Source organism: Limisphaera ngatamarikiensis (assembly GCF_011044775.1).
Taxonomy (GTDB): Bacteria; Verrucomicrobiota; Verrucomicrobiia; order Limisphaerales; family Limisphaeraceae; genus Limisphaera; species Limisphaera ngatamarikiensis.
Genome location: NZ_JAAKYA010000053.1, coordinates 354,401 through 362,347, shown reverse-complemented (window position 1 = coordinate 362,347; position 7,947 = coordinate 354,401). Strand labels below are relative to the sequence as shown.

The 7,947-nt window shown below is 63.4% G+C and carries 2 protein-coding genes and 1 CRISPR repeat array; of the genes, one reads left to right on the top strand and one right to left on the bottom strand.

Annotated features, from left to right (window positions below; genetic code table 11):
* Window positions 1-37: 37 nt before the first annotated feature.
* Window positions 38-2,267: direct repeats of the CRISPR family, unit length 35 nt; unit sequence TCTCCGCGCTCACACGAGCGCGGCCCCATTGAAGC.
* Window positions 2,268-3,366: 1,099 nt separating this feature from the next.
* Complete coding sequence (gene mgtA / locus G4L39_RS09265; RefSeq protein WP_165107678.1) at window positions 3,367-6,030, bottom strand: magnesium-translocating P-type ATPase; 2,664 nt, start codon at window positions 6,028-6,030, stop codon at window positions 3,367-3,369.
* Between the two features lie 1,117 nt (window positions 6,031-7,147).
* On the opposite strand from mgtA, the gene G4L39_RS09260 reads away from it, so the two are divergent.
* Window positions 7,148-7,947, top strand: an 800-nt coding sequence (locus G4L39_RS09260; protein WP_205880904.1) for a PKD domain-containing protein, incomplete at its 3' end; no start/stop codon positions are given.

Sequence of the window (7,947 nt, the reverse complement as noted above, 5' to 3'; positions counted from 1 at the left end):
CTAGGCTCACCAAGGCCATGGCCAAGGCCGTGGCCAATCTCCGCGCTCACACGAGCGCGGCCCCATTGAAGCCGCTTGCGTGGTGCATCGGCCGTCCGTAGCCGCCACATCTCCGCGCTCACACGAGCGCGGCCCCATTGAAGCCTGAAGCGTGAATGGAATCATTTGCGTCAGGCATTCCATCTCCGCGCTCACACGAGCGCGGCCCCATTGAAGCATCTGGATCGGGGGGATTGGGCGGGGCCGGCAATTGAATCTCCGCGCTCACACGAGCGCGGCCCCATTGAAGCACCTGCAGCGCTGCCAGATCGAATGCCATGCGTCTCGTCTCCGCGCTCACACGAGCGCGGCCCCATTGAAGCCTTTCGACGAATTGATGCGGCGGCTCGAGGACTTCGATCTCCGCGCTCACACGAGCGCGGCCCCATTGAAGCGCTTCGTTTCGACCGCTGATCATTGCGCATGGGGTGAGATCTCCGCGCTCACACGAGCGCGGCCCCATTGAAGCCTTTCGACGAATTGATGCGGCGGCTCGAGGACTTCGATCTCCGCGCTCACACGAGCGCGGCCCCATTGAAGCGGGTTGCGGGGGCTCTGCCCCCGTGCCCCCGGACCGGTCTCCGCGCTCACACGAGCGCGGCCCCATTGAAGCACGCTCGAATGCCACGGAAGGCAACGGCTTCCATTCTGGGTCTCCGCGCTCACACGAGCGCGGCCCCATTGAAGCTTCACAATGCCAAGATTTGGCATGGGTCTAGCTATAGGTCTCCGCGCTCACACGAGCGCGGCCCCATTGAAGCCAGTCCACGATCAACCCGACCTTCCCGACGCGCATGTAGTCTCCGCGCTCACACGAGCGCGGCCCCATTGAAGCCCGGTGTTCATCACCTTGACGCGGGCGACCAGCAGGATCTCCGCGCTCACACGAGCGCGGCCCCATTGAAGCGGCCTTTGGCGAGTTCGTCCATGATGCTTTGGGCTGATCTCCGCGCTCACACGAGCGCGGCCCCATTGAAGCATCGGTTTGGGCCAGGCGCCCCATGAAGGCAAACCAATCTCCGCGCTCACACGAGCGCGGCCCCATTGAAGCACAGCCGTCTGGCCACCGAACTGCACGATCGACGGCAGCATCTCCGCGCTCACACGAGCGCGGCCCCATTGAAGCATTTTCTCCCAAGCTTGGCAAACTTTAAGCTATAGCTATCTCCGCGCTCACACGAGCGCGGCCCCATTGAAGCAGCTCTGGCGCGGGCCCAAGGCCTCAGACGTCGTGATCGTCTCCGCGCTCACACGAGCGCGGCCCCATTGAAGCGTTCCATGCCCGCTCTGCAACCCGCACGCTGACGACAAGTCTCCGCGCTCACACGAGCGCGGCCCCATTGAAGCTGACAACTTTTCTCTCCGAGCTTGGCAAGATTTTAGCTAGTCTCCGCGCTCACACGAGCGCGGCCCCATTGAAGCGGCATTGTTTAAGCTATAGCTTAAATCTTGCCAATCGTCTCCGCGCTCACACGAGCGCGGCCCCATTGAAGCCCGTCTAAACTCTTGCGCCAAATAATGGTCTTGTTCCGTCTCCGCGCTCACACGAGCGCGGCCCCATTGAAGCCGACCGCAGACGTGCCGGTCATGCCGCCAGATGACCTGTCTCCGCGCTCACACGAGCGCGGCCCCATTGAAGCACTGCGGGAATGAAGTGGGTGTAGTAGAAGCCATCGGTCTCCGCGCTCACACGAGCGCGGCCCCATTGAAGCTACGGGGGAACGGTGTAGACTGTTTCGGCGTCTGTGTCTCCGCGCTCACACGAGCGCGGCCCCATTGAAGCCTGTGGATCGGGATTGCGCTTGGGATCGGGGGCGGGGTGCATCTCCGCGCTCACACGAGCGCGGCCCCATTGAAGCGCCACGGCGCACGGCTCCGGCCGGGTGTTCTGCCACTTATCTCCGCGCTCACACGAGCGCGGCCCCATTGAAGCCGCCATCGTGGCCGACCTGATCGACCAGGGGGTGAAGGGTCTCCGCGCTCACACGAGCGCGCCCCCATTGAAGCAACCGGTAAGGGCGGCCGATGTGGGGAGTGGCGGCGGTGTCTCCGCGCTCACACGAGCGCGGCCCCATTGAAGCAGCATCCCTGCAATCGCAAAAGAGCTTGCCAAAAATGAATCTCCGTGCTCACACGAGCGCGGCCCCATTGAAGCGGACCTCACCCACCGGGTCAGCCACCCATCGCAGGAAATCTCCGCGCTCACACGAGCGCGACGCCATTCCAGCTGCCGTTCAACAGTTTCTTGCTCGGCCCGTCGCTGAAGCACTGCACACACCAGGTGGTTCACTGGTTATCTGTCGACTTTTCTGACTCTCCCCCATGCCAATAGCGCCGCGGGTCGTTAGCCGCCCATCACGGCCCTCGTACAGCAGTTAGGACGCTTCCCCAGGTGCCTCTCCGGACCTCCCTGTTGCGCCTTCCGATCCCATACGCTCGGCATGGCCGCCCGGCGGGCCGACCACCGTTGGCAACTCGGGCCGACCAATGGTTTGCCGGTCAGTCCCCGGGCCTCATGGGACCCGGGATCACTGCACTGGCCGATCGGGCGGGGATGTACAACACAAAGGTCGCTGAAAGCGATGGACAGACACTGCGCTCGTACCTTTGGCTCTCCGCAGTGGCCACCACCGTGTCCATTCCATGAGCATGCGCACTCGGGACTCCCTATTGCGACTGCGGCGCCACTGGAATGGCAACCGTGTGAGATCGCTGCGCTGTCCGGCACTTCCAATGCCGTTGACTGGTTTCCTACAGCCCCGGCGTTCCGAGTGAATGCGGATCCTTGGGCGGCGATGGATTCGCCCGGTCTGTTTGCGCCGCCGGTCTCGTGGTCCTACTTTTCGTTTGTATGGTCCTGCAAGCGTTGTTGGGGTTGTGCGCTGCTCTCATTGCGTTGACTGTATGCCTTGTGCTCTTACTGCCATGGCCATGGACGACTCTGCTCGGCTCACTCGTGGGAATCTTTGAGATCCGGCTTTCAAGCGGTTGCGGTCGGTCTGACACGTCTGTCCTGGCCTCGGCGAGTCCCTGTGTCTGATGGTCGTGCGCTCACCGGCACAGTCCAGACGCTCGCGGGGCCGGGGTTGGCAAAGCCCCGTGTCACCGCGACATGCCAGCCGGCTTCAACCGCGAAAATACGCGTGTCAGGGCCGGAGCAGGGCAGTCCCTTCGCCGCATGTCACGTGCACGACAGGCGGGTGGCTTTTCATCCTCGAACCTCCGAGTGCGCAGTGATTGGAGGCCCCAACTGTGGACCTGTGATGCAATACTGCGGACTGGCGGGCCGATCCGTCCCCTTTGCGGCAACTGATGCGTTATCAGGCCTCACAGCCACTGGTGGAACCTGCGGATATAAAGGCCCTTGGCCAGCTGGGTGAGGACGCAGTAACCCAGCAGGGCCGCGACCAGGTACAGAAAATAGCTTGCAGGTAAAGGTTGGAAGCGGAAGGCGGAGGCAATGGGGGTGAACGGTAACACAACCCCCACGGCCATCACGAGGGCCGTGGTGGCAAGCACCGCCGGCGCTGCCGTGCTCTGCAGGAACGGGATTTTCTCGGTGCGGATCATGTGGACGATCAGCGTTTGGGTCAGCAGGCCCTCGACGAACCAGCCCGATTGGAACAGGGACTGGGTGGCGATCGAAGTGGCGCCGAAAACATGCCACATCACCCAGAAGGTGAGGATGTCAAAGATGGAGCTGATGGGGCCGATGCAGAGCATGAAGGTGGCGATGTTGCCGGCGTTCCACGGGCGCGGGATTTTCAGCCAGTCCTCGTCCATGTGATCCCAGGGGATGGCGATTTGCGAGATATCGTAGAGCAGGTTTTGGACGAGCAACTGTACTGGCAGCATGGGCAGAAACGGGAGGAACGCACTGGCCGCCAGCACGCTGAACACGTTGCCGAAATTGGAGCTGGCGGTCATTTTGATGTACTTGATGACGTTGCCGAAGGTGCGCCGGCCCTCCACGATCCCCCGCTCGAGCACCAGGAGGCTTTTTTCGAGAAGGATGATGTCGGCGGCTTCCCTGGCCACGTCCACCGCGGAGTCCACGGAGATTCCCACGTCTGCCTCCCGCAGGGCCATGGCATCGTTGATGCCGTCGCCCATGAATCCCACGATGTGTCCCCGGGACTTGAGGGCCCGGATGACGCGCGCCTTTTGCATGGGCGAGAGTTTGGCGAAGATGGTGGTGTGTTCGGCCAGTTGGGCCAGGGCGTTGTCGTCGAGCGTCTCAATTTCGGCGCCGGTGATGATGTTTTCGACGGTCAGCCCGACGTCCCGGCAGATTTTCCGGGCCACGACGGCGTTGTCGCCGGTGAGGATTTTCACGGTCACGCCGTGTTCCCGCAGGAGGCGGAGGGCTTCGGCGGTGGTTTCCTTGGGGGGATCGAGGAACGCGACGAAGCCCGAGAAGACGAGGTCGGATTCATCGGCGGCGGTGACGCGGGTCGTGTGTGCGGGGAGCTGTTTGTAGCCGACGGCGATGACGCGGAGGCCGTCCTCGTTCAGGTGGTCCCGCAACTCTTTGAGTTGTTCGCGCAGGGTGTCGGACAAGGGGACGATGCGGCCGTTGTGCTCGACGTGGCGGCAGATGTCGAGCATTTCCTCGACGGCGCCCTTGCAAAAGAGGACGTGTTCGCGACGAGACCGGCTGAGGAGCACCGACATGCGTCGTCGGACAAAGTCGAACGGGATTTCGTCCAGTTTCCACCATGTCTTGGCGGCGTCGCGGAGGCCCAGGCTTTCGGCGCGCTCGATGACGGCGCGGTCGAGCAGGTTCTTCAGGCCGGTTTGGAAGAGGCTGTTCAGGTAGGCGTGTTCGAGGACGCGCCGGCTGTCACGGCCGTTGAGGTCCACGTGCCGGATCAGGACCACCTTGTCCCGGGTGAGCGTGCCGGTTTTGTCCGTGCAAAGGATGTTCATGGCCCCGAAGTTCTGGATGGCGTGGAGGTGTTTGACGATGGTTTTTTGGCGGGCCATGGCGATGGCGCCGCGGGCGAGGTTGGCGTTGACGATCATGGGCAGCATTTCGGGTGTGAGTCCCACAGCGATGGCCACGCCGAAGAGGAAGGCGTCCAACCAATCGTGTTTGAGGATGCCGTTGATGAAAAAGACGGTAGGGGCCATCACCAACATGAACCGGATCAACAGCCAGCTCACGTGCCGGACGCCGCGGTCGAAGGCCGTTTCGGGTCGTTTGCCGGTGAGTTTTTCCGCCATCTGCCCAAAGAAGGTGCGGTTGCCGGTGGCCAGGACAACGGCCTTGCCCGTACCGCTGACGATGCTGCTGCCCATGAACAAGAGGTGGGGCGAGTCGAGCACCTCAACGGGCAGGCGGTCGGAAGGTTTTGGGGGGCCGGCCGGCTGCCGGTCCGGTTCGTATTTTTCGACCGGCATGGCTTCGCCGGTGAGTGCGGACTGGGTGACGAACAGGTCCCTGGATTCCAGCAGCCGCAAGTCTGCGGGCACCATGTCGCCGGCGGACAAGAGGACGATGTCACCCGGGACCAGTTCGCGGGTGGGGATGTCCGAGGCGATCCGGTTTAAGGCGTTGGGTTTGCGGTCCACGCCCTTGTTTTCGGCGCGCAGGACGGTGGCTTCGTTGTGGACCATGTTGCGGAGCGAGGCCGCCTGCATCTGAGACCTTGCCTCCTGCCAGAATCGCAATCCCACGCTCAGGACGATCATGGAAACCATGACGACAACGGCTTTGAGGTCGCCGGTCACCCAGGAGACGAGCGCCAGGGCGGCCAGGATCGCGTTGAACGGGTGGCGGGTGGCGTTCCAGAGGAGCACGGGCCAGCCCGGGGGTTTCTGCGCAGCCAGTTCGTTGGGACCGAAAACCTCGAGGCGTCGGCGTGCCTCGGTCCAGGTCAAGCCTTCCGGTCCCACGCGCAGCCGGCGCAGCACTTCCTCGGTATCCGCAGAGGCGGCCTCACCCAGATCACGAAACAGTTCCGGTGGCTGGTACCCTGTTGGCGTCATTTGAGCGTGCGAGTTTACAAGGTGCCGTCTGACTGCGTCAAACGGGCAGGGCGGCCGCCCCGGGCGAAGCCCGTTTGCGGGGGCAACGGGTTTGGGTGAAGTGGGGGGCGCGGCCCGGGAAAGGCTGGAGCTGCAGGATCGTGGAGAAGCAGTTGACCAGGGGCTGGCCCTCGAGGAGCCGAGGCCGCCGTGGATGTCGGACGGTGGCACGGTACGCCAAAGGGCTCAGGCGGGAGCGCAGATCCAAACCCCGAAACCTTCCTCCGCCTTCCGATCAGTGGTGCTGGCGAGGGGACATTTTCGAAACCGTGAGGCGAGGGACACGGATCGGATCGAGGGCCGATAGAACATGGCAATCTTGGCCCAACGGTCCGGTTCTGCCGAAGGGCAGGTTTCCGAGCGCTGGGCTCATCCCGGGGCGAGTTGGTTTCCACTCCGGGCAATCCCCAAGTGTGTTACGACTTCAAACGCAGCTCTCAGCTACGTCGGGCTTTGACGCGCCTGAAGCGCGGGTGCCCCCTGGGCGCCCGGGGCAAAACGGGGTTCAGCGGGTTGGGGAAGAGAATGCAGGCCGCGCGGCTTCCGACGTTTCCGACGGGAGCGCGCGCCGGTGCGGCAAAGTGGCACCGGGTGTGCGGGGTATGCGGTCACCATGAGCGTTGCCCGAGCGGACGTGTTTTGGCTGCCGGCCCTGTTTCGGTCCCATGCGCGCCCTCGCCAGAAGACCCGATTCTGTCTGGATGAGTGTTCGCCTGACATTCCCATGTCTCATGTCTGTCCGTTGTCTCATAAGCGGACATCAAATCGCGACAATCGACGCGATTGGGCTTCCCAAAGCTGGACGGTCCGTGCACTGTTTTTGGGCAGTACAGACGACCTGAAGGCGGTTTGGGAGCACGGCCAAGGGGGTGATCGTCTTAGTTTCCGGCCTGGGTAGAGGTGGTGGTTTTTTGCGGAACGAGCCGTTCTTCAGGGGTTTTTGGGGGGTGCGGGCACTGGGACCTTGCCGGTTGAACCTCGATTCGGCCGGTCGTGAGGGCGGTGTACCGCGGCTGGTGTGCATCTTGGCACCGGCAGTGCTCCCTGGACAGGAGACACGCATGAGGACGTGCCAACCATGTCGTATCAAGTGCACCGCTTCCTGAGCCTGTCCACCCTGTTGGTGGGGCTGTGGGTCGTGGGGTACCCGTCGCGAGCCGGCGAAGTGGCGTTGGCCTGGGATCCGAGTCCGGACGCCTGGGTCACCGGCTACGCCATCCATTACGGCACCAGCAGCGGGATCCATCCGGTTCGCGTGGACGTTGGCAACGTCACGAATGCGATCATTGACGGTCTTCAACCGGGCGTCACCTACTACTTCGTGGCGACCGCCTACACTGCCGACGGGCTTGAAAGCGATCCTTCCAACGAGGTCAGCTATACAGTGCCTCTTCCCCAACCCGATCCCACGAACGCACCCCCGGTGGTGAATGCCGGTCCGGATCAGACAATCCGGCTGCCTGCCCCTGCCCTGCTGGCGGGCCAGGCCAGCGACGACGGCTTGCCGGCTGATCCGGGGCAACTGACCGTCTGGTGGGAGTTGGTCAGTGGTCCCGCGCCGGTCACTTGGAGCACCACCAACAACCTCACGGTGCAGGTCAACTTCACACAACCCGGACTGTACCTGTTCCGCCTGGTGGCCAGTGATGGTGCCCTGAGCGCCAGTGACGAGGTCCAGGTCCAGGTCGAAGCGCCCCTGCCGATCAACCAGCCCCCGATGGTGAATGCCGGTCCGGACCAGACGATCCGGCTGCCTGCCCCTGCTCTGCTGGCGGGCCAGGCCAGCGACGACGGGTTGCCGGCCGATCCGGGGCAACTGACCGTCTGGTGGGAAATGGTCAGTGGTCCCGCACCGGTCAGCTGGAGCACCACCAACAG

Coding starts and splice junctions, on each gene's coding strand:
- mgtA (WP_165107678.1), bottom strand. CDS start 6,030: ATGACGCCAACAGGGTACCAGCCACCGGAACTGTTTCGTGATCTGGGT.